The sequence below is a fragment of the Ensifer sp. ENS11 genome (assembly GCF_014851895.1).
Lineage (GTDB): Bacteria > Pseudomonadota > Alphaproteobacteria > Rhizobiales > Rhizobiaceae > Ensifer > Ensifer canadensis.
This window is the reverse complement of sequence record NZ_JACVAN010000023.1, coordinates 39,703-61,992: the sequence shown is the minus strand read 5'-3', so window position 1 is coordinate 61,992 and position 22,290 is coordinate 39,703. Positions and strand designations below refer to the sequence as shown.

General features: G+C 63.1%; 19 protein-coding genes, 1 tRNA gene and 1 pseudogene. 14 read left to right on the top strand and 7 right to left on the bottom strand.

The genetic code is table 11. The annotated features are described in order from the left end of the window. Positions 1-84: 84 nt before the first annotated feature. Genes IB264_RS29040 through IB264_RS29020 form a run of 5 tightly spaced genes read left to right on the top strand, consistent with a single transcriptional unit; the run spans position 85 to position 5,210 of the window. Complete coding sequence (locus tag IB264_RS29040; protein ID WP_025424684.1) at positions 85-966, top strand: MurR/RpiR family transcriptional regulator; 882 nt, start codon at positions 85-87, stop codon at positions 964-966. A 42-nt stretch (positions 967-1,008) separates the two neighbouring features. Next, complete coding sequence (locus IB264_RS29035) at positions 1,009-1,671, top strand: isochorismatase family cysteine hydrolase (RefSeq protein ID WP_025424685.1); 663 nt, start codon at positions 1,009-1,011, stop codon at positions 1,669-1,671. A 36-nt stretch (positions 1,672-1,707) separates the two neighbouring features. Then, positions 1,708-3,054, top strand: a complete 1,347-nt coding sequence (locus IB264_RS29030) for a glutamine synthetase family protein (protein ID WP_057217897.1) — start codon at positions 1,708-1,710, stop codon at positions 3,052-3,054. Between the two features lie 15 nt (positions 3,055-3,069). Further along, entirely contained in the window at positions 3,070-3,894 is an 825-nt protein-coding gene (locus tag IB264_RS29025) for an N-formylglutamate amidohydrolase (protein WP_082557443.1), read from the top strand. Then, a complete protein-coding gene (locus IB264_RS29020) occupies positions 3,891-5,210 on the top strand; it encodes an aspartate aminotransferase family protein (RefSeq protein ID WP_025424688.1) in 1,320 nt (439 codons plus the stop codon). Before IB264_RS29025 ends, IB264_RS29020 begins: the two co-directional genes overlap by 4 nt. A gap of 39 nt (positions 5,211-5,249) precedes the next feature. Here IB264_RS29020 and IB264_RS29015 read toward each other — a convergent pair whose 3' ends face one another. Both IB264_RS29015 and hutC read right to left on the bottom strand, forming a co-directional pair. Next, the gene (locus IB264_RS29015; RefSeq protein WP_038575667.1) at positions 5,250-8,177 is read right to left on the bottom strand and encodes an aminotransferase; all 2,928 of its coding nucleotides are present in this window, start codon (positions 8,175-8,177) and stop codon (positions 5,250-5,252) included. A gap of 63 nt (positions 8,178-8,240) precedes the next feature. After that, positions 8,241-8,984, bottom strand: coding sequence for a histidine utilization repressor (gene hutC, locus IB264_RS29010; RefSeq protein ID WP_025424690.1), 744 nt, complete (start codon positions 8,982-8,984; stop codon positions 8,241-8,243). 138 nt (positions 8,985-9,122) lie between these two features. Between hutC and hutF the strand changes: the two genes are divergently transcribed. From hutF to IB264_RS28980, 6 genes are all read left to right on the top strand, one after another. Beyond that, the gene (gene hutF, locus IB264_RS29005) at positions 9,123-10,499 is read left to right on the top strand and encodes a formimidoylglutamate deiminase (RefSeq protein ID WP_057217898.1); all 1,377 of its coding nucleotides are present in this window, start codon (positions 9,123-9,125) and stop codon (positions 10,497-10,499) included. A 35-nt stretch (positions 10,500-10,534) separates the two neighbouring features. Further along, complete coding sequence (locus tag IB264_RS29000) at positions 10,535-11,569, top strand: ABC transporter substrate-binding protein (protein WP_057206637.1); 1,035 nt, start codon at positions 10,535-10,537, stop codon at positions 11,567-11,569. 161 nt (positions 11,570-11,730) lie between these two features. Further along, positions 11,731-12,588 carry a proline/glycine betaine ABC transporter permease gene (locus IB264_RS28995; RefSeq protein WP_053249722.1) on the top strand — a complete coding sequence of 286 codons (858 nt, stop codon included), beginning with the start codon at positions 11,731-11,733 and terminating at the stop codon, positions 12,586-12,588. Next, positions 12,581-13,408: a glycine betaine/L-proline ABC transporter ATP-binding protein gene (locus tag IB264_RS28990; RefSeq protein ID WP_025424694.1), complete on the top strand. Its 828-nt coding sequence runs from the start codon at positions 12,581-12,583 to the stop codon at positions 13,406-13,408. Before IB264_RS28995 ends, IB264_RS28990 begins: the two co-directional genes overlap by 8 nt. Continuing rightward, a complete protein-coding gene (gene hutH, locus IB264_RS28985) occupies positions 13,401-14,888 on the top strand; it encodes a histidine ammonia-lyase (protein WP_057217899.1) in 1,488 nt (495 codons plus the stop codon). Before IB264_RS28990 ends, hutH begins: the two co-directional genes overlap by 8 nt. Next, positions 14,885-15,469, top strand: a complete 585-nt coding sequence (locus IB264_RS28980) for a HutD family protein (protein WP_057217900.1) — start codon at positions 14,885-14,887, stop codon at positions 15,467-15,469. The genes hutH and IB264_RS28980 overlap by 4 nt, the downstream gene beginning before the upstream one ends. Before the next feature lie 89 nt (positions 15,470-15,558). On the opposite strand, the gene IB264_RS28975 is transcribed toward IB264_RS28980, so the two are convergent. Beyond that, complete coding sequence (locus IB264_RS28975) at positions 15,559-15,819, bottom strand: hypothetical protein (protein WP_146160921.1); 261 nt, start codon at positions 15,817-15,819, stop codon at positions 15,559-15,561. Between the two features lie 119 nt (positions 15,820-15,938). On the opposite strand from IB264_RS28975, the gene IB264_RS28970 reads away from it, so the two are divergent. After that, the gene (locus IB264_RS28970) at positions 15,939-16,097 is read left to right on the top strand and encodes a hypothetical protein (RefSeq protein WP_156408099.1); all 159 of its coding nucleotides are present in this window, start codon (positions 15,939-15,941) and stop codon (positions 16,095-16,097) included. Positions 16,098-16,299: 202 nt separating this feature from the next. On the opposite strand, the gene IB264_RS28965 is transcribed toward IB264_RS28970, so the two are convergent. Further along, entirely contained in the window at positions 16,300-17,181 is an 882-nt protein-coding gene (locus tag IB264_RS28965) for a hypothetical protein (protein WP_113567688.1), read from the bottom strand. 141 nt (positions 17,182-17,322) lie between these two features. Here IB264_RS28965 and IB264_RS28960 point away from each other — a divergent pair, with 141 nt between their 5' ends. Next, on the top strand, positions 17,323-17,547 hold the full coding sequence (locus tag IB264_RS28960) for a hypothetical protein (protein ID WP_146160922.1): 225 nt from the start codon (positions 17,323-17,325) through the stop codon (positions 17,545-17,547). Positions 17,548-17,753: 206 nt separating this feature from the next. Beyond that, positions 17,754-18,815, top strand: coding sequence for a DMT family transporter (locus IB264_RS28955; protein ID WP_057217905.1), 1,062 nt, complete (start codon positions 17,754-17,756; stop codon positions 18,813-18,815). Positions 18,816-19,507: 692 nt separating this feature from the next. On the opposite strand, the pseudogene IB264_RS28950 reads toward IB264_RS28955, so the two are convergent. The 3 genes and pseudogenes from IB264_RS28950 to mnmA form a co-directional block, all read right to left on the bottom strand. Continuing rightward, positions 19,508-19,948, bottom strand: a pseudogene (locus tag IB264_RS28950) (transposase); the annotation flags it as partial. A gap of 895 nt (positions 19,949-20,843) precedes the next feature. Further along, positions 20,844-20,920 (bottom strand) — tRNA-Met (locus IB264_RS28945). 134 nt (positions 20,921-21,054) lie between these two features. Further along, the gene (gene mnmA / locus IB264_RS28940) at positions 21,055-22,251 is read right to left on the bottom strand and encodes a tRNA 2-thiouridine(34) synthase MnmA (RefSeq protein WP_057217975.1); all 1,197 of its coding nucleotides are present in this window, start codon (positions 22,249-22,251) and stop codon (positions 21,055-21,057) included. Between the last annotated feature and the right edge of the window lie 39 nt (positions 22,252-22,290).

The window sequence follows — 22,290 nt, the reverse complement described above, 5'->3', positions numbered from 1 at the left end:
TTTCAAAAAACATTCTCTGCTAGCAATTATGTAACAAAAATTAGAAATCGGGGTTCAAGCCATCATTTTTGGGAGGCGGAAATCGTGGCAATCCGGGATCGACTGACAGACGGGGCTATTACTTTCACACGATCGGAACTGAAGATCGTGCGGCAGCTCCTGTCGAACTATCCGGCAGCGGGATTGAATACCGTTGCCTATCTGGCTTCGTCGGCGGGGGTCAGCAATCCGACCGTGGTGCGCTTCGCCAACAAGCTTGGCTTCGAGGGCTATCCGGAGTTTCAGAAGGCGCTGCTCGGCGAAGTGCAGGAACGCATGAGTTCGCCGCTGTCGATGCTCGACGAGCGGCGGCCGTCGCTGGAACAGGAGAACTTCTACCAGTACTTCCTGCGCGCCAGCATCCATGCGCTCGAAGCTTCGATGCAGATGCTGCCGTCGGAGGATTTCGAGGCGGCGGTCGATGCGGCGGCAGACACGAGCGCACGAGCGCATTGCCTCGGCGGTCGGTTCAGCGGTTTTCTCGCCGGCCTGCTCTGGTCGCATATGAAGCAGCTGCGCGGCGACACCCGCTGGATCAACGGCAGCCAGGCCGACCAGGTCGACCAGCTCGTCGATCTCGGCAAACGCGACGTGCTGTTCGTCTACGATTACCGCCGCTACCAGAACGACACCATTCGCTTCGCCAAGCAGGCGGCCGCACAAGGCGCACGGATCGTGCTGTTCACCGACCGGTGGCTTTCGCCGATCGCCGAATTCGCCACCGTCACGCTGACGGCGCCGGTCGATACGGTCTCGCCCTACGACACGATGGTGCCGGCGATCGCCCAGACGGAAGCGCTGATCGCCGCGCTGACGGCCCGTCTCGCCACCCAATCGCGCGCCCGCATCGAGAAGATGGAGGAGCTGCGCCGCGGCTACGCCATCACCGAAGACGCTCTCAACCCGAACGTCGACGACGGCCGCTGACTATCTGCCGAAAGGCCAGGACCACAACCGAGGAGAATCCGAATGAGTGCCGTTACAGTGAAGGTCGGTGACGACATGCTGAGGCGCGACAGCGACTACGAGCGCGGCCGCACGTCCGTGCTGTTCGTCGACATGCAGCGCATCTGGTGCGAACCCAATCTCGATCCGACCCACCCGCAGGACGCCGACAGCTACTATCACAAGCGGCTGCGCCAGACGGTGATCCCCAACCAGGTCCGCATCCTCGAGGCGGCCCGCAGTTCCGGCTGCGAAGTGCTGCACACCATCATCGAGAGCCTGACGCTTGACGGCCGCGACCGCTCGCTCGACCACAAGCTTTCCGACATGCATGTGCCGAAGGGCTCGCCCGAGGGCCAGGTCATTCCCGAACTGGCGCCTGTCGACAACGAGATCGTGCTGCCGAAAACCTCTTCCGGCGTCTTCAACTCGACCAACATCGACTACATCCTGCGCAACCTCAACACCCGCTATCTGATCATCGCCGGCGTCATCACCGACCAGTGCGTCGACATGGCGGTGCGCGACGCCGCCGACCGCGGCTATCTCGTCACCGTCGTCAGCGACGCCTGTGCGACCTACAGCCCCGAGCGCCACGAAGGCGCCCTTCGCGCCTATTCCGGCTACTGCTGGACCACCGATACCGACACCGTCGTCAACCGCCTTCAGGGCCTGCGCCAAGCCTGAGCCGCTGCCGAAGATCTTGAGACAAGAGGGGAATTCATGACCGAGACCAACAACGGCAAGGCTCATTCCGCACTGACGGAACTCGCGACCTTCGTCACCACCGACATCGCCGGCATCACCCGCGGCCGCAGCTTTGCCGCTGCACAGATCGACGACTATCTGCGCAAGGGCGTCGGCTGGGTGCCTGCCAATCTGGCGCTGACACCCTTCGACCAGATCGCCGAAAACAATCCCTGGGGCTCGGCCGGCGACCTCAGGCTGATGGCCGACCCCGCCAGCAAGGCGCGCGTCACCTGCCTGCCCGACGTCACCCCGCTGCATTTCTATCACTCCGATATCACCGACCTCAAAGGCGACCCGTGGGAGTGCTGCGTTCGCAGCTTGCTCAAGCGCACGCTTGAGGAATTCGAGCGCGAGGCCGGGCTGAAAGTCATCTCCGCCGTCGAGCAGGAGTTCCAGCTTCTCGGCGTCGACTGGCCCGACGCGCCGTCCTTCGGCCTGCGCGCGCAACGCCGTGCCGAACCCTTCGGCCCGCTGTTGATGACGGCACTGCAGGAGGCGGGCGCCGAGCCGGAAATGTTCCTGCCCGAATATGGCAAGGACCAGTTCGAGATCACCTGCCGCCCGGCGGATGCGCTGACCGCTGCCGACCGTGGCGCCACGATCCGCGCCATCACCAAGGAAGTGGCCGCCCTCTTCGGCTGGAACGCAAGCTTCGCACCGAAGACGAGCGCCAACGGCGTGGGCAACGGCGTGCACCTACATGTCAGCTTCACCGATCTTGACGGCAATCCTGTCACCTTCGACGCGTCGCGCCCGGGTCGCCTGTCGAAGGTCGCCGGGTCTTTCGCCGCCGGCGTTATCCGCCACCTCCCGGCGCTGACCGCCTTCACCGCCCCGTCGGTGCTCTCCTACATGCGGCTCGTTCCGCACCATTGGAGCGCTGCCTATACCTGCCTTGGCGAAAAGAACCGCGAGGCGACGCTCCGCATCTGCCCGACGCTGGATCTGCCCGGCAGCAATCCGGCCAAGCAGTTCAACATGGAGTACCGCGCCGCCGACGCCTGCGCGAGCCCGCATCTGTCGCTGGCCGTCCTGCTCAAGGCCGGCCTCGAAGGTATCCGGGCTGGCCTCGAACAGCCGCCGCTGATCAACTCGGACCCGTCCGATTTTTCCGACGCGGACCAGAAGAAGCTCGGCATCCGCCGCCTGCCTGCAAGCCTGCCGGAAGCGCTCGAAACGCTTGCCGAAGACAAGGTGGTGACCGGCTGGTTCGCCAAGGACTTCCTCGGTTGCTACGTCGCGATGAAGCGCAAGGAAATCGAGATCGTCGACGGCCTCTCCCCCGACGAACTCTGCGCCCGCTACGCGGCCGTCTACTGATACGGATAGGCTCCCATGACTTCGACAACGGCCATCAAGAGCCCCGACGACCGACGCGGCAGGCACGACGCCCGCCAGCCGCTTCTGGCGATCGACGAGCCGCCGCCCTATGCGGTGTTTAACCCGGACGGCAAATCGCCGTTCCTGCTTTTGTGCGAGCATGCGTCCAACCGCATGCCGCGTGCACTCGGTGACATGGGATTGCCCGAACACGAGCGCCAGCGCCATATCGCCTGGGACATCGGGGCCTTGGCACTCGCCCAGCATCTAAGCCTCAGCCTCGACGCGCCGTTGTTCTTCACCAACTATTCAAGGTTGGTGATCGACTGCAACCGTCCGCTTTCGGCGCCGTCCTTCATTCCGGAAGTGAGCGAAACGACGGAGATCCCGGCCAACCGGGATCTGAGCGAGATGGAGCGACAGCAGCGGATCGATACGCTGTTCAGGCCCTTCGCCGATGCCGTTTCCCGGCGCCTTGATCTACTGCAGACAAGGGGTGAACGGCCGTTTGTCGTTGGCGTGCACAGTTTCACCCCCGTCTATTTCGGCAATCAGCGCCCGTGGCAGGCGGGCATTCTCTATCGCGATGCCGAGGCTTTCGCGCAGTCGCTGATCCGGGACCTGAGTTCGGAAGAGCAACTGACGATCGGCGACAACGAGCCCTACAACATCCACCCGGACGAGGATTATACGGTGCCGGTGCATGCCGACGCGCGCCAGCTGCCGGGCGTGCTGATCGAAGTCAGGCATGACCTGATCGATACCGACGCGGGCGTAAAGGCGTGGGGTGAGCGGCTGACCCGTTGTCTCCAGACGAGCCTCAGGGAGTGCCGCCCGTGACCGAAGGCCTTTACGCCAGGGACGGACACGCGATTGCCAACCTGCAGAAGCTGCGCTTCTTTCCGCTCGCCATCGCCGGCGGCAAGGGTGTACGTCTCGTCGAGGAGAACGGCCGCGAGCTGATCGACCTTTCCGGCGCCTGGGGAGCTGCAAGCCTTGGTTATGGCCATCCCGCCCTGGTCGAGGCCGTGTCGCGGGCTGTTGCCAACCCGGCGGGCGCAAGCGTTCTCTCCGCCGCCAACGCACCGGCGACCGCCCTTGCGGAAAAACTGCTCGGCCTTTTCCCCGGCAAGGGACGCAACAAGGTGTGGTTCGGCCATTCCGGCTCCGACGCCAACGAAGCAGTCTTCCGGGCGATCGCCAAAACCACCGGCCGCACCGGCGTCATCTCTTTCATTGGCGCCTATCACGGCTGCACCACCGGCTCGATGGCCTTTTCCGGCCACAGCGTCCAGGCGGGTGCGACCAAGGCGGAGGGGCTGATCCTGCTGCCCTACCCCGATCCCTACCGGCCTTATCAAGGCGACGTTACAGGCGAGGCAATCCTCGACCTCCTGAAACAGCAGTTTGCGACCTCGGCACCGCCGGAGCGGATCGGCTGCGCCTTCATCGAGCCGATCCAGTCCGACGGCGGGCTGATCGTGCCGCCGATGGGGTTCTTCGAAAAATTTGCCGATCTCTGCCAACGGCACGGCATCCTCGTCGTCTGCGACGAAGTCAAGGTCGGGCTCGGCCGCAGCGGCAGGATGCACTGCTTCGAGCATGAGGATTTTGTGCCCGATATCCTGACGGTCGGCAAAGGGCTCGGCGGCGGCCTGCCGCTTTCGGCAGCGATCGGCCCGGCCGAGATCATGGATTGCGCCACGGCCTTTGCGATGCAGACGCTACATGGCAACCCGGTGTCGACAGCTGCCGGCCTTGCCGTGCTCGAAACCATCGAGCGCGAGGGACTGGCCGAAGCTGCCCACCGAAAGGGCGAACGTTTGCGCCAGGGCCTGCGGCAGCTTTCCGGGCGTCACACGCTGATCGGCGATGTGCGCGGACGCGGCCTTGCCTGCGGCGTGGAGCTGATTGCCGACCGCGACAGCCGTTCACCGGCAGCAAGAGAAACGGCCAAGCTGATCTACCGCGCCTATGAGCTCGGCCTCGTCGTCTATTATGTCGGCATGAATTCGAACGTTTTGGAGATGACCCCGCCGCTGACGATCTCGGACGCGGACATCGACCAGGCGCTCGACATTCTCGACCGCGCCTTTGGCGATGTCGTAGCCGGCCGGGTTTCAGACGCGGTGCTTTCAGAATTCGCCGGCTGGTGAGGCAGTCCTACCGGCGTCTGCCGTCGGTGGGACCCGCGTCTACCAACCCTCGTCAAGAACACGCGTGAGCATGTCGGCAAAAAAGTCGGCGCTTTCCCGGCTGAGGCAGAGCGGCGGCTTGATCTTCAAGACGTTCAGGTGGTCGCCGGTCGGCTGCATGATGACGCCAAACTCAAGAAGGCGATCGCAGATGGCCGCGGTCTCTTCTGTCGCGGGCTCCAGCGTTTCGCGATCGCGGACGAACTCGACACCGAGATAAAGCCCCATGCCGTGCACGGCGCCGACCAGCGGAAACCGCTGCTCCAGCGCTTCGAGCCTCGTCTTGAGGTAGCCGCCGACGACGCGCGCGTTGTCCTGCAATTTCTCCTCTTCGAGAAGATCGAGCACCGTCTGACCGACGATGGAACTCACCGGACTGCCGCCTGATGACGAGAAGAAATAACCTTCCTTCTCCAGGGCGTCGGCAATCTCACGCCGCGTGATGACGGCGCCGAGCGGATGGCCGTTGCCCATGCCCTTGGCGATGGTGATGATATCGGGCACGACGCCCTGTTCCTCGAAACCCCAGAAATAGTCCCCGAGCCTGCCGTAACCGACCTGCACCTCGTCTGCGATGCAGACACCACCGCGCTGGCGAACCATGGCATAGACGGCGTCGAGATAGCCTTTCGGCAAGGGAATGCCGCCGGCGTTGCCATAGACCGGCTCACAGATGAAGCCGGCAAGGCCTTGCCCCCCGTCCTCCAGTTCGCGCAGCTTGGTCGCAACCGACCGGACGTAATTGTCGGTCGTGCCGGCGCCGCGGAACGGGCCTCGATAGGTGTTTGGCGCCACCACGGCATGCACCCAGTCAGGGCGGGTCTCAAGCGCCTGCGGGTTGTCAGCGATCGAGGTCGAGACCGCGTCGCTCGCCACCGTCCAGCCGTGATAGGCCTCGAGCAGACTGACGATGTTGCGCTGGCCGGAAAAGGCCCAGGCGAGCCGCAAGGCGAGATCGTTCGCTTCCGAGCCGCTGTTGACCAGGAACACCGTGTCGAGGCCATCGGGCGCGAGTGCTGCAAGCCGCGCGGAAAACTCGGCGACCGAAGCATAATGGAAACGCGAATTCGTATTGAGCAGCGACCATTGCCGGCCGACCGCTGCCGCCAGCCGCGGATGTCCGTGGCCGAGGATGGTGACGTTGTTGACCATGTCGAGATAGGCCCTGCCCTCGACGTCGAACAGATGTTCCTTCCAGCCGCGTTCGATCTGCGGTGGATTGCGATAGTAGTTTTTCTGCTGCCTGGCGAAGTGCCGCTTGCGGCGGTCAAGCAGGTCGGTCGAATGCGGTCTCGGCGCATCGCAGTCGAAACCGAGGATGCCTGATGGTGACGGGCAGAGCATGCGCCACGCATCCGCCTGATGGGCCGGGACAAACAGCGGCGGGTTCAGTCCCGGTTCGCGGCAGAGCTGCACCCGGATCAGGCCAAGCCCATGGCCGGCCTCGACCACCGTGCCGATCGGCGTGCCGGCAGCAACCGTCTCTTCCGTATCCTCGGACGGTTCGAGACCGGAGAGATGGAGAACGACCGCCCCACCGTTCAGGACCATCCGCCCGTCATGCCATTCGGGTCGGCCGGCAAAGGGTGCCCTGACGACAGTCCCGGTCGGCAGGCAGAGATCGACATGCAGGGCGAAGGTCGGCATCGGCGCGGACGCCCGAAGCGCGCTCTCGGTCATCCGGTACTCGCCATACCGGGTCGACGCCATCCCGATCGCGTGCGCCGCCGTCTGCAGCAACGAGGCCGGCAGCGCCTCGTGCTGCCAGCGCTCCTCGGGAAGCAGCGGGCTCAAGATGGAAAGATCGATCTGGCGCACGCCGGCAGGCTCGATGTCGACGAGCAATCCCTCACCCACCACCGGCATCGTCGCCTCCGGTACCGCATCGACGGCACGCAGGATCGCGTATTGCATCATGGCCGGCGGTACGGAGACGGCAACGTCGAAGATCTCGCGCTCATGGGCCGCGTTGCCCTGCACATAGGCGTTCTCAGGATCGATGGTGAGCTGCTGCTCGGAACTGGCGATCAGAACCGCGGCACGCGCAACGATCAGCGGCCACAATGCCTTCAGCTCGTTTTCCTCAAGCGGGCAAACCGCGTGAAAGGCCCTGATGGCCGGCAGAACGAAGAGAGGATCGCCATCGGCATGATGCAGCAGCGAAGCGCATGTGACGGCGAGCTCTGCGACGAGCCAGCCCTTCAGAATATCGCCGAAATCGATGACGCCATCCGGGATCGGCCGGCCGGCCGCATCCGGTTGGCCGACGACATTGTCGTCAGTCACATCATGGTGGATCGCCTGGAGGCGCAGATCGGCCGTCAGCGGCTGCAGCCGGCGCATGGCTCCGACCATCGCCTCGGCGATGCGCTTCTTCAGGCCCTCGTCGGTCATGGCGGAAAGCAGGTGCAAGGCGACCGGTGCGGCGTGGCGTAGATCCCATTGCAGCTCGCGGTCGAGGCCCGGATGATCGAAATCGCTGAGTGCCACCGCCAGCCGCCCGGCAATGTCGCCGAGCGCGGCCACGGTTTCCGCTGTCAGATGTTTGCGCCGCGTCAACGGCACGCCATCGAGATAGGTCAACAGGCGAACGCGATAGTCCTCGCCGCGCACCGTCACATCGACGATGTCGTTGCCATCGAGCGCGCGCATGACCTGCGGCACCCGCACCGAGCCGGTCTGACGGGCGAGATGCAACAAGGCGGCGTTCTGGGCTTGCAGTTCCAGCGGATCGTAGGCCGCTCGGCAGATCTTCAGGACGAAAAGTGCCTCGCCGGTGTCGATCCGGTAGTTGCGATCCTGCTGGCTGCCCAGTTCGGTCAGGGTGCCGGAAAGGCCGAAATGCTCCGAAAGAATGCGCGCAGCGTCCTCGGGCGTCACATCGGGCCTTGGCAATTGCGTGCGAAGCTTCAGCGCGTCTTCAACCATAGTGTCGCCTCCATCACATCCGGCATCATGCCGACTTCCGAATCGACCGAACGGGTCTCCTGACTATTGCGACACACCTTCAAGGCGATAGCGCGTCCCGGGATAGAGCAGGCGCGCCGTCGTCACATTGGCGGTGTCGGACCAGGTGCGACGCCGGATCATAAGACAAGGCTCGTTGCGGTCGATGCCGAGCAGCTTGCATTCCCATGGCTGCGGCGACACCGCCTCGACGATCTGTTCGGTGCGGGTGATCGGTGCCACCGCCGTCAGATAGGCGTTCGGCGTCATGTCGCGGAAATCCTGCTCCATGTATTTCGGGCAGATGGCCGGGTTGACGAACCGGTCCTCGATCTGAATCGGCAGGCCGTTTTCCGAATGCACCATGATCGAATGGAAAACTCGTGCGCCGGTAACAAGCCCGAGCGCATAGCCGATTTCCGAAGGTGCTACCTCCTCCTGCATCAGCGTCATGCGCGAAGTATGGGCGTGGCCGCGCTCGCGGATCTCGTCGGCGATGTTGCGCACTTCCAAGAGCGCCGTGCTGCCCTTGTGTGCCGCGACGAACGACCCTACCCCCTGAACGCGGGTGATCGCGCCCTCGGTCGCCAGCTCCCGCAGCGCCCGGTTCGCGGTCATGCGGCTGACGCCGAGATCGGCGACGATCTCGTTTTCGGAAGGAATACGATGATGTGCCGGCCATTCCCCGCTGTCGATGCGGGTGCGGATGAACTGCTTCACCGCCTCGTAGCGTGGCACCGGTCCGTCCTCGAATGCGGCCATTTCGATCCTTCGCCTGAGTGCCGTTATCGGCATTTTTCCCGCCCTTTCCGGAAAGCAAACAAATCATGCGTATCCGGCAATGATTCTTTTCGTTCATTTCGCGCTTGCGCGCCACCGTAAAATATCTATAGTTCCATATACAACTACGTACAGGAAAATCGCAACATGGCAACTTTTCCCGTCAACCGGCTCTTCGCCGACCATGCGCTTCTGCCGACAGGCTGGGCGCAGAATGTCGCCATTGCGCTCGATGCGTCAGGCGGGATCGCCTCCATTGAGACCGATCAGACGATCGCCGACGGCGACGAACGCGTTGCCGGACCGCTCATTCCAGCCGTCGCCAATCTGCATTCCCACGCCTTCCAGCGCGCCATGGCGGGCCTCGCCGAGGTCGCCGGCAGCGGCAACGACAGTTTCTGGACCTGGCGGGAAGAAATGTACCGCACGGTCGGACTGGTGAACCCCGACGACGTCGAGGCGATCGCCGCCAAGCTCTACATGGAGATGCTGAAGGGCGGCTTCGGCCACGTTGCCGAATTCCATTACCTGCACCACACCGCCGACGGCACGCCCTATTCCGACACGGCCGAGATGTCGCTGCGCATTCTCGCTGCCGCGCAATCGACCGGCATCGGCCTCACCCATCTGCCGGTCTTCTACGCTCATGCCAATTTCGGCGGCGTCGCCCCGAACGTCGGCCAGCGCCCCTTCCTGCATGACCCCGATCGTTTCCTCGCACTCCTGGAACGCCTGGCGCCGATCTGCCGCGACAATGGCCAGACGCTCGGCTACGCCATCCATTCACTGCGCGCCGCGACCCCGGAAGAGATGCGCACGATCCTCGAACGTGCACCCGTCAACGGACCGATCCATATTCACGTCGCCGAACAGACCAAGGAAGTCGAAGACAGCCTTGCCTGGAGCGGTCGCCGCCCTGTTCAGTGGTTGCTCAACGAAATGCCCGTCGACGAGCGCTGGTGCTTGATCCACGCGACCCATCTGACCGACGAGGAAAGACAGCGGCTGGCACGGTCGGGCGCGGTCGCCGGCCTTTGCCCGGCAACGGAAGCCAATCTTGGCGACGGCATCTTTCCAGCCGTCGACTACATCGCCGAAGGCGGACGCCTCGGCATCGGCACCGACAGCCATGTGGCAACCAGCGTCGCCGAAGAACTGCGGTTGCTGGAATACGGCCAGCGCCTGCGCGACCGGCGTCGCAACCGGCTCGCCGCCGGCCCGGGCGCATCGGTCGGCCACACCATTTTCGATGCGGCCCTCAAGGGTGGCGCCCAGGCTGTCGGCCATAAGGCTGCCGGCATTGCAGTCGGTGCCCGCGCCGATTTCGTCGTGCTCGACGGCTCCAATCCGTACATCGCCGCCGCAAGCGGCAATCAGACCCTCGACCGCTGGCTGTTTGCGCTCGGCGGCGAGACCGTCCGCGACGTCATGGTCGCGGGACAGTGGAAGATCCGCAACGGACGCCATGATCGGGAGGAAGACATCGACCGTGCTTTCGCGCGGGTGCTTATGAAACTGAAGTAGCAATCGAAGCGACTATCAAAAAAAGGGGAATGCGCATGTCGATCAGCAAACTGAAACTCACCCTCGCCGCCACCGGCCTCGTGCTTGCCGCTTCTGCCGGCAACGCCAGCGCCTCCTATTGCGGCGACGGCAAGACCGTTACCTTCGCCGGCATCGACTGGGAAAGCGGCGCGTTCATCACCGAGGTGATGAAAACCATCCTGTCGAAGGGCTACGACTGCCAGGTGGATTCGATCCCCGGCAATTCGGTGACGCTCGAACAGGCGACCGCCAACAACGACGTCCAGATCTTCGCCGAGGAATGGCTCGGCCGCTCCGACATCTGGAACAAGGCTGTCGAGGAAAAGAAGGTCGTGGCCATCGGCAAGACCTTCGTCGGCGCCAGCGAAGGCTGGTTCGTGCCGGAATACGTCATCAAGGGCGATGCCAGCCGCAACATCGAGGCCAAAGCGCCGGACCTGAAGAGCGTCTCGCAGCTTTCCGATGCCAAGATCGTCGAACTCTTCGCCGATCCGGAGGAGCCGTCCAAGGGCCGCTTCCTCAATTGCCCGTCCGGCTGGACCTGCGAGGGTGTCAGCACCGCCAAGCTCGATGCCTACAAGCTCGGCGAGACCTATGTGAACTTCCGTCCCGGCACCGGCACGGCGCTCGATTCCGCAATCACTTCGGCCTATCTGCAGGGCGAGCCGATCCTGTTCTACTACTGGTCGCCGACCGCGATCATGGGCAAGTTCAAGCTCGTCCAGCTTGAAGAGCCGGCCTACAACGAAGCCTGCTGGAAGGAGCTTTCGAGCGCCACCGGCAAGCGCGACCAGGGCTGCGCCTTCCCGTCCGTCGATGTCTCCTACGGCGTCAACAGCACCTTCGCCCAGGAAGCCCCCGAGATCATCGCCATCCTCGAAAAGGCGACCTTCCCTCTGGAAGACGTCAACGGCAGCCTTGCCTACATGACCGACCAGAAGGTCGATGCAGTGGCGGCAGCGGCCGAGTTCCTGAAGACCAAGGGCGACATCTGGGGCAAGTGGGTCTCCGACGAGGCCCGCGGCAAGATCGAAGCCAGCCTGAAGTAAAGTCCGTTCGGTCGGCCGACGCGGGTCTGATGCGCCTCACCTCTGTCTGAGACAGGGCGGTCCCATCGGACCCGCGCCGGCCCCACCCTTCGACACCCCGAGGCAAGCGCCATCGGCGGCGGCATTGCGTCCGTCATGGCCCGAGCAAGGAACGACATCCGATGTTTCCGGATTCCCTCAATCTCTCCATCCGCGCGCCGGTGAACGAGTTCATCCAGACGCTGGTCAGCAGCTATGGCTGGGTCTTCAAGGCGATCAGCGCGGTGATCCTGAAAGCCGTGCTGTTCATCGAATGGATCCTGCGCGGCCTGCCCTGGTGGGTCGTCATCCTCGCCTTCATGGCGCTTGCCTGGCAAAGCTCCAAGCGCTGGACGCTGACGGTCGCCGTCGGCGCGCTCCTGTTCTTCGTCGGCGTGCTCGGCCTCTGGGATCTTACCATGCAGACGCTGGCGCTGATGCTGATGGCGACGCTGGTGTCTGTGGCCATCGGAGTTCCCATGGGCATTCTCGTCGCCAAGAGCCGGCTGGTGCGCAACATCACGCTGCCGGTGCTCGACGTGATGCAGACCATGCCGAGCTTCGTCTATCTGATCCCGGCGCTGATGCTCTTCGGCCTCGGCAAGGTGCCGGCGATCCTCGCCACCATCATCTATGCCGTGCCGCCACTGATCCGCCTCACCGACCTCGGCATTCGCCAGGTCGACCACGAGGTGGTCGAAGCGGCAACGGCCTTCGGCGGCAGCCCCAACCAGATCCTCTTCGGCGTCGAACTGCCGCTGGCAACCCCGACGATCATGGCCGGCCTCAACCAGACAATCATGATGGCGCTGTCGATGGTGGTCGTCGCCTCGATGATCGGCGCGCGCGGCCTCGGCGAGCAGGTGCTGAACGGCATCCAGACGCTTGACGTCGGCAAGGGCCTGGAAGCCGGCATCGGCATCGTCATTCTGGCAATCGTACTCGACCGCATCACGCAAGGTTTCGGCAAGAGCCGGACGGAGGATCCCCGCAATGGCTGATATCGAGATCCGCAACGTCTACAAGATCTTCGGCCAGGACGCCAAGGCGGCACTCGCCATGGCCAAGGACGGCCTCGACAAATCTGAGATTCTCGCCCGCTCCGGCTGCAGCGTCGGCCTCAACGACGTCAGCCTGACGATCGGTGCCGGCAAGATCTTCGTCATCATGGGCCTGTCCGGATCGGGCAAGTCGACGCTTGTGCGCCACATCAACCGGCTGATCGAACCGACCAGCGGCCAGGTGGTCTTCGACGGCAGCAACATCCTCGAGCTCGACGCCAAGGCGCTTCGCACCTTCCGCATGCACCGCGTCAGCATGGTGTTCCAGAGCTTTGCCCTGATGCCGCACCGCACCGTGCTGCAGAACGTCGTCTACGGCCAGCGGGTGCGCGGCCTTTCCAAGGCCGACAGCCGCGACATCGGCATGAAATGGATCGAGACCGTCGGGCTTTCCGGCTACGACGCCAAGTTCCCGCATCAGCTTTCGGGCGGCATGAAACAGCGCGTCGGCCTTGCCCGGGCGCTTGCCGCCGATACCGATGTCATCCTGATGGACGAAGCCTTCTCGGCGCTCGATCCGCTGATCCGCGCCGACATGCAGGACCAGTTGCTGCAGCTGCAGCAGAACCTGTCGAAGACCATCGTCTTCATCACTCACGATCTCGACGAGGCTTTGCGCATCGGCTCGGAAATCGCCATCCTGAAGGACGGCCAGGTGGTGCAGGTGGGAACGCCTGACGATATTCTCGACAAGCCCGCCAACGACTATGTCGCCCGGTTCGTCCAGCGCCGCCAGGGAAGGCCAGAAACTCATGACTGAAACCGTCACGCTTGATGGACCTGCAACCTGGGTCGAGATCGCCGCGGTCGCAGATGGCGCTCGGCTGACGCTTTCCGCGGCCGCTCGCCAGCGCATCGTCAAGGCCCGCGCCGTGGTCGAGGCGCTGGTCGATCGCGGCATCCGCGGCTACGGCATCAACACAGGTGTCGGTGCGCTTTGCGATGTCATCATCGACCGGGAAAACCAGCAGGCGCTGTCGCGCAACATCATCCTCAGCCATGCCTGCGGCGTCGGTGAGCCGCTCGGGCGAACCGAGGCACGGGCGGTGATGGCTGCCCAGATCGCCAATTTCGCCCATGGCTATTCCGGCGTCCGCATCGAGACGGTCGAGGCACTTCTGGCGCTGCTCAATGCGGGCCTCATCCCCAATATTCCGTCGCGTGGCTCTGTCGGCTACCTCTCCCATGCCGCGTCGATCGGCCTCGTGCTGATCGGCCATGGCTCGGCAAACGACGGCAAGGCAACAGTCAGCGGTGCCGAAGCCTTGCGTCGGCTCGAGCTCCAGCCCCTGCAGTTGCAGGCCAAGGAGGGCTTGAGCCTCGTCAACGGCACGCCCTGCGCCACCGGCCTTGCCGCGCTGGCGCTGTCGCGCGCACAAAAACTCTTCGCCTGGGCGGATGCCGCATCGGCGCTGACCTATGAAAACCTCGGCAGCCAGGCCAATGCCTTTGCCGCCGGCCCGCTGGCGCTACGGCACTCGTCCGGACTGCAGGCGGTCGGCAAGACGCTGCGCGACCTTCTGGAGGATAGCCCAATGCTGGCGGCAAGCGCCGGCACGCGCACACAGGATCCCTTGAGCCTGCGCGCCGTGCCGCATGTGCATGGCGCCGCCCGCGACGCCTTCGACCATGTGGCCGAGGTGGTGAACCGGGAGCTGGCAAGCCTCACCGACAACCCGGCCGTTTCAGGCACGCCGGAGGCGCCGGAGGTGCATTCGCAGGCTCATGCGGTTGGAGCAGCACTCGGTCTCGCCATGGACAGTCTCGCGGTCGCCGTTGCCGAAGTTGCCGCGATATCTGAGCGTCGCATCGACCGGCTGGTGAACCCGCTCGTCAGTGGCCTGCCCGCCTTTCTCGCCGGCGACAGTGGTGTTTCCTCCGGCTACATGATCGCCCAGTATACGGCGGCTGCCCTTGCCGCGGAGAACCGTCGCCTAGCAGCCCCCGCCAGCCTTGATGGTGGCATCACCTCGGCGCTGCAGGAGGATATCCTGACGCACGCCACGCCCGCCGCATGGAAGGCGCTTGAAATCGTCGACAACCTCGAGCGCATTCTTGCAATCGAGCTGCTCGCGGCCGCACAGGCCTATGACCTGCAGCCCCGCGCAACGGCCAAGGCGAAACGCACCGAGGCGCTCTACCAGCGCATCCGCGCCGTCGTTCCCGTCTATGCAGACGACCGGCCGATGAACGAGGATTTCGACCGCATGCGGCTCGTCATTCAGGAAGAGACGCCATGAAGCTCCTGCCCGCCTCCGGCCACAAGCGCATGCCCTGGAAAAACGGCGGCGGCGAAACCATCGAGATATCAGTCTTTCCGGAAGGCGCATCGCTTTCGGAGTTTGACTGGCGGGTGAGCATGGCGACCGTCGCAAGCGATGGCCCCTTCTCTGCTTTTCCCGGCATCGACCGCACGCTGTCGATCCTTAAAGGCAACGGCATGACGCTCTTGATCGAAGGCCGCGACCCGGCCCGATTGACGGAGGCGGATGCGCCCCTTGCCTTCCCCGCCGACGTCGCCACATCGGCCAGCCTGATTAACGGCACGATCGTCGACCTCAATGTCATGACCCGCCGGCGCAAGCTCATCCATCAGGTGCGCCGGCTGGCGATCGACGGCGAGCATTCGCTGGCGAGCGAGGCTACCACCACCATGGTCTTTTGCCATCGCGGCGCGGTGGAGCTGGATGGTAACGGCCAGACGCTTGCGCTTTCCGTCGGCGATGCGGTGATCCTCGAGGGGCCGGTTGCGGCCACGGTGAAGGCGCCGGCACCGTGCGAGGTGTTTCTCATCGAGATCGACCCGGCGCCGAGCGTCTGACTGCGCCTGGTGCCGGCGGCCAGCTCCGCGCCGCTCTCCGATCGCGCAACCTCAGCTTACAACCGAACGGACGGCGCCAACACCAACGGCTACTTTGCGTCGCTGGCGCTGATCTCCTTCTGCTGCGTCATGATCGCCTCCGTCTGGATCTTGGTGTTCTGGCCGATGGCGATCATCCAGCGCTCCCCCTCCTTCACCAGGATGTAGAGCGGGCTGCCTTCCGCTTCTCCGAGGATCGGCGAGCCATCGTCCAGCACCGGGCGCTGGCGCCGGGAGATAGCGTCGAAATCCGGCAAGCCTGAGCATTCTCGACGCTCCTCGCCAGGATTGGCACCGATTTTTCCGTTCATAATTCGGTAACCATACGGCGTGTTACCCGGGGAACAGCGCATTCGACGCCACAGGATAGTCTCCATGCCACGGTTTGACAGTCTCTCAACAGCAAACACAAGGCTTGGAGGATACGGACATGATCAAGACCGGTTTCGGCGTTTCCATCACCGTTCTGGCCTTCTCTCTGGCAGTGATCGCCTTCATGAATGTGGCCCTGTCCCAATATCGGGCGGCAGAAATTGCCGACATCACCCTGCCCGACTACAGCACGATCACCTCGTCCATCCATCGCTAAAGCGCGCCGTCTCGATTTCCACCGGGCAGGAAACCGGGTGGCTTGCCCGACGCTGAGGGGCAAGAGTGCTCGATCAAACGATGGAGCCAGCCATGATGTCCCTGCTCACCCTCCACGCGTTGGCAGCCACACGAGGCGACGGTCTTCGCCTCGAACTCCTCACCGCGAAAACCTGATGTCCGTGGCCGGCAAACACGGCGTTTCACTTCACGCAGGCATTGAGCGCCTTGATGGCCTCATCGGCTCCCGCGAGATCGACCCTGGTTTGCGCAGCGCCGGCCGATTGAAACGTCAGTTCAGCGCTTTGCGCTAACGCCGATTGCAACGCGTCCCTGTCAGCGCCGACGTGAACAGTCAGGAGATGAGGCGTGCGGATATCGACTTCGCGTAGTGCAAACGCCTTGCCGCCGATCCTCAAGTCACCCGCGGATGCGCTCTTCTCGGTGAGATTCCAGCTGTTGTTGAAGAGGCTGAGGTGAAACGCCTGATTACGGTCGGCATACAGGATGAGCGCGATCTTTCGGTCGACGTTTTTCGACATCAGACAGCCTTTTCGTCCCCCATCCAATGGGTCTCCAGTCCAACTGCCCACCTGAAATTTTTGCTCAGAGCTTTCGCGCTTCGCCTCGTCCTGGTCACTCCGATCGCGCTCCATCTGCGGCGGCTTTCCGTCGGACCTGAACTGCAGAGCGTACTGGCTTTTGCCGATATCGGTGGCCTCGCATACCGTCATGGCCTCGCCCTTGAAGGGGTTGGTGTAACCGCATCCGCCAGCCACTTCCTTCATCTCGAATTCAGCCGCTTCCTTACCGGGGTCCACAACGATCCTGTTGACGCTCTGCAACTGACTGTCCGGGTCGGGCTTCTCGGCCTCGCGTCCTCGGAAAGTCACTGCAACGCCGGACTTGAGGAAAACCGTGAAACCGGATCGGCCGTCTGGATAAACCGATTGTACCAGCATGCCGTCACATTGGCTCGTCCAGTCTTCACCTGCAACGATGAGGCTCTCACAGGTGCCGGTCAGCGTTCCCGTGGTCAGATCATCCGTGAGGGCCTGAGACTGGGCCGGCAGACTGATCAGCATACACGCGGCCAAGATAGCGGAAAACGGGCCAGCACGGAGTTTCGAATATTCGCCGAATCGCTCATATATTCAAAGTTGCGTTTAGCCTACAACGGCAATGGTCGGCCCGCCAGCGTTCCGCGCTGACAGCAGGAGGCTGAATTGGCAGCAGCAACCTGGGCGGGCAGCCATTGGCTACGACCGGTTCAGGCACCCCCAGAGCTTCGAGACCGCGGCCGACGTACCGGCGAGATCGACCTCGATCTGCCCAACGTTCATCCGCACGGCCAGTTTGGCGCTTTTCTCCAGATCTCCCTGATAGCCGCACTCTTGGCGGCAAGGCGGCGGGCGAACCTAAGTACGGCGATCGCCATGATCGCGGCCTGACCGTTGCGCAGTCGGCCGGCGCTATTCTCCGCGTCAGGCAGAGCCGGCCGGTCTCCTTGAAACTTTAACGGCCGATGTCCTGGTGGAGAAATCTCCCTTCCCATTGTCGGCACGAACAAAGACTTCCCCTGGCATGACTTTGCTGCTTGGATGGACCGCACCGGCCGCCTCATGGCCGATGCCCATCCGATGCCAGGAAGTTTCCGATGTCGAGCGATCATTCCCACCTCTGGCCCGGCGTTCCCCTCGCCCTGGGGTCCGCAGTTCTCTTCGGCGCCTCGACGCCGCTTTCAAAACTTCTGCTCGGTTCCGTCGATCCCTGGCTGCTCGCCGGCATGCTTTATCTCGGCGCCGGGATTGGCCTGGCGATCGTCCACCGCGCCCGCGCCCTGGTCGGGCTCGATGGCGTCGAAGCGCCGCTGGCGCGCGCCGATATTCCCTGGCTGATGTCAGTCATCCTGTTCGGCGGCGTGCTCGGCCCGCTACTGTTGATGTTCGGCCTATCCCAGACCACGGCCGCCTCCGGATCGCTGCTCCTCAACCTCGAGGGACTGGCGACAATGGCGATTGCCTGGCTGGTGTTTCGCGAGAATGTCGATCGCCGCCTGCTCCTGGGCGCAGCCGCAATTTTATGCGGCGCGGTTCTCCTGTCGTGGAACGGTGCGGGCCTGAGCCTCGACCGCGGCAGCCTGCTGATCGCGGGCGCCTGCCTTGCCTGGGGCATCGACAACAATCTGACGCGAAAGCTCTCGTCGGCTGATCCCGTCCAGATCGCGATGATCAAGGGTTTGGCGGCGGGCGCCACCAACCTCGCGCTTGCCCTGTCGCTCGGCGCTTCGCTGCCGTCCGTCGGCCTCACCGCTGCCGCCGCCCTCGTCGGCTTCCTCGGCATCGGCATCAGCCTCGTCTTCTTCATGCTCGGCCTGCGCCATCTCGGCACGGCGCGCACTGGCGCCTACTTCTCGCTCGCCCCCTTCATCGGCGCCCTCCTCTCGATCGCCCTCTTCCGCGACACGATCACCCTGCAATTCCTCTCAGCCGGCCTGCTGATGGCCTTTGGCCTCTGGATGCACCTGGCAGAGCGCCACGACCACGAACACACCCACGAGGCGCTCGAGCACGAACACGCCCATATCCACGACGAACATCACACCCACAGCCACGACGGCCCGGTCACCGAACCGCATTCCCACTGGCACCGCCACGAACCGATGCGGCATAAGCACCCGCATTATCCGGACCTGCACCATCGGCATAGTCATGGGTGAGAAGCGATAGGGTGAAGATTGTGTTGCCGGACGTTATGGAGAGGGCGTGCAGCGCGGGCGCTCAGGTTGAGTTCTCAGAAAGCCGCCAAACCTGGTATTTTCGCGATGGCAAAACCGTTGTTGATGACAGTTGCCGCCAACATCGCCTAGGTCCCCAACAATTGTTCCTATTGCTCCACGGACAGTGCGCCGAAAAACGTTTCAAGCTGTTCTCTGCCGCCCTCGGTCGACATCGCAAAAATCCCAAGGAACACCGGCGCCTCACGCGAAGCGCGGACCATGACCCCAAAACTGTCAGAGTATGCGATCAAGCGCGCTTCTTCGTGAGACAGCCGACAGTTGATTGCAACATATCGCCCCGAGACAAAACGCATCGCTCTGTCCGAAATATCGATGGCAAGCTTCTCTCCATTGACGACTAACTCGACTGCCTCAAACTGCATTAACTCCGCTTCACGGCCTTGGGCCTCAATCAGGCCGAAGAACACAAATCCAGTGCCTTTGATATAGCAGAACAATACCTTGTGATGTCCGTAGAGGGAATCTCTCTCTCCGAGCACATAAAGCATTTTGTTACGAGCCTGGACGCTCAAGGAGACATCCGAATTTCCCCCGTTGACAACGTTCATCTCCTTGAGGCGATCCACGTTGACAATTTCGATTGCAGCACCGGCCACGGCGGAGGATATTTCGAGGAAGGCCTTGACCTTGCCGTCGATCTCCTCGCACAGCCGGCTGACCTGGCTCTTGGAGATGCCACTCATGCCCATGGCCTTGACCAGATCGTCGACCGAGCGGGTCGAGATTCCCTGCACATAGGCTTCCTGGATGACCGCCGTCAGCGCCTTCTCGGCCATGCGCCGCGGCTCCAGGAAGCCCGGAAAGTAAGAGCCCTTCCTGAGCTTCGGAATGCGCAGCTCGACGGTTCCGGCGCGCGTCTCCCAATCCCGCTCGCGGTAGCCGTTGCGTTGGGCCGTCCGCAGCGGGTTCTTCTCGCCATAGCCGGCACCGGTGGCGGCGCCCACCTCCAGCTCCATCAGCCGCTCGGCGGCAAAACCGATCATCTCGCGCAAAAGATCGGCGTCGGGGGACTTCTCCACGAGCGCACGCAGGTTCATCATGTCGTCGGTCATCGGTGGTTCCTTCGAATCAGGTTGGTGTCAGCAACCCGACCCTACCGGAGAACATCGATGACCACCGCTCCGCCGCCCGCTCACTACGGCGCTGTTGAGGGCGCGCTCGCGAGCGGCTTCGCTACCGCCGAGCTACACCACCTGTGGGGACACGACCCTGCGGATCGGTGTATTCGAACTGCAATTGCCTCTCCCATTGCCTGCAATTTAGCGGCACTCAACGCAACGTTTAGGCGACTGCGAAGCGCTTGTGGAAGCGATGTCCGCAACGCTTACAGAACAGTTTCGCTTCGAGCACCTTCAAACGCTGCTGCGTTGAATTGGGAGACGCAGCGGAGGTCTTTGGCTTTGCCGATTTTGCTAGCTGGGTATCACGATGGTGAACTGAGTATCGCGATCGGTCTAGTCAAACTGTTCGTAGCCCAATGGGCAGCGAGCCAAGGGTGAATCTATCAAAGCTAGATTGGGTCCGAGTTGTTTTGGAAAAAGAGCGCTGTTGCGTCCATCTCCTCCCTTAAGGATTGTGCCGCACTGCCCTGAATGTTTTCACGTTGCGTTCGGCAAAAGCGGACTATGAAATTTCTATCTTTCGGGAAGTCGCGCAGTCGGTAGACGGCAGCAACCTTCGTGGCAATCGGTCTGTCGTGGCTGTCTATGAAAGCCATCAGCTCAAAAAACTGATCTCTCTTACGGGCCGCAGCACCCTGGTAAAGTTTAACGACGTAACCGACCGCCGATCCGGCTAATGCAATAAGCGGGGCAGCAAATCCCAGTAGAGTGACCCACAGCGGAACGGCTTGGTGACCGACAAAGGCATCCAGTAACAACGAACGACGAAAGTGAGCCGTAGCCGAAACAATCGAATCATCAAATAAAGTTAAGAAATTTGTAGTTTTGGTAGCGGAGGAGGGATTCGAACCCCCGACACAAGGATTATGATTCCTCTGCTCTAACCTACTGAGCTACTCCGCCGGGTACCGCGTCAGGGCTTCGAAGGTGAAGCCGTCTTGACTGGACGGGCGGCTTATAAGGCCCGGTTCAGCCAAGTGTCAAGCCAAGTCGCGGGGAAAATGTGAAGTTTTCCCGCGCGATCGGAAATGACTGCCTCAGGCAGCCGCAGGCGCTGCCAGAAGCACCTTCAACGCGGCTTCGGCACCGGCTTCCCGCTCGGATTTGCGGATGAAGCCGCCGCCGTAGACGCGGGCGTCTTCACCGACGCCGGAATAGAGCGCGCAGGCCTGGCCCGGCGCGATGCCGGCTTCGCCCTCGGCAAGCTCGACATAGAGACCCTCGGCGTCGCGCTTCAGAATGGCGGGTGCCGGCTGGCGGGTGGAGCGGACCTTGGCGAAACAGTCGAAGCCATCGGCTGCCACGTCTTCGAGATCTTCGTCGCCCAGCCAGTTGACGTCGCGCAGGTAGACCCGGCGCGTTTCCAGCGCTTCCTTGGGGCCGACGATGACGCGGCGCGAGCGGGCGTCGAGATAGACGACATAGAGCGGCTCGCCGGTGGCAATGCCGATGCCGCGGCGCTGGCCGATCGTGTAGTGCAAAATGCCGTCATGGGTGCCGAGTATGCGGCCATCGAGATGCACGATCTCGCCGGCAAGCGCTGCATTCGGCTTCAGCTTGGAAACGATGTCGCTGTACTTGCCCTGCGGCACGAAACAGATGTCCTGGCTGTCGGCCTTCTGGGCGACGACAAGGCCCATCTCTTCCGCCAACGCCCGCGTCTCGGCCTTGGACAGGTGGCCGAGCGGGAAGCGCAGATAGTCGATCTGCTCCTGCGTGGTGGCAAAGAGGAAGTAGCTCTGGTCGCGATCGGCGTCAGTCGGGCGATAGAGCGCCCGCTGGCCGGCATAGCGCGGGTTCGGGCTCGGCCGCGAGCGGATGTAGTGGCCGGTCGCCAGCGCATCGGCACCGAGCTCCTTGGCCGTCGCCAGGAGATCGGCAAACTTCACCGTCTGGTTACAGGCAACGCAGGGGATCGGCGTTTCGCCGGCGACATAGCTTTCGGCAAACGGGTTGATCACCGTTTCGCGGAAGCGCGCTTCGTAATCGAGCACGTAATGCGGGATGCCGAGCGTTTCGCAGACGCGTCGCGCGTCGTCGATGTCCTGGCCGGCACAGCAGGAGCCGGCACGGTGGACGGCGGCACCGTGGTCGTAGAGCTGCAGCGTGATGCCGAGAACGTCGTAACCCTCGCGTTTGAGCAGGCCCGCGACGACGGAACTATCGACGCCGCCGGACATGGCGACAACGACACGCGTATCTTCGGGCTTGCGGTCAAAATTGAGACTATTCACGGGATCCAATCCGGCCTTCGGGTGGCAGCGACAACGCTC